The sequence below is a fragment of the Gluconobacter sp. P1D12_c genome (genome assembly GCF_018812105.1).
Lineage (GTDB): Bacteria > Pseudomonadota > Alphaproteobacteria > Acetobacterales > Acetobacteraceae > Gluconobacter > Gluconobacter oxydans_A.
The window spans coordinates 1-357 of the sequence record NZ_JACSIQ010000884.1; the positions used below are offsets into that span (position 1 = coordinate 1).

Consider the following 357-nt stretch of genomic DNA (forward strand, 5'->3'; position numbering starts at 1 on the left):
TAGCATAAGCCAAACATTCTTATTCTCCATCTGCTTGTATTTTATTTCATCACCACAGATCACAAGACCATCATGAGAATGCTCAACACAGAGAGCCATATCAATATCGGGCCCGAACAGCTCAACACAGAGAGCCATATCAATATCGGGCCCGAACATATCCAATGATTTAGGGACACCTATCGTGGCTTCGCCTTCATCACGCTTCGTGAAAAGCTCATCATCAGAATGATCTCGACCGATGCGAAGCCTCTCATCATTAAGAGACCCCTTGAACTCCTTAAACGAGCCGTACCTCTGTATCAGTCCCTTGAACTCCTTAAACGAGCCGTACCTCTGTATCAGTCGCGTATTGAG

The 357-nt window shown here is 45.7% G+C and carries 1 protein-coding gene; it reads right to left on the reverse strand.

All coding sequences use genetic code 11. The features are described from left to right. On the reverse strand, window positions 1-357 hold a 357-nt coding region (locus tag KP705_RS19645; RefSeq protein WP_215765528.1), incomplete at both ends, for a hypothetical protein.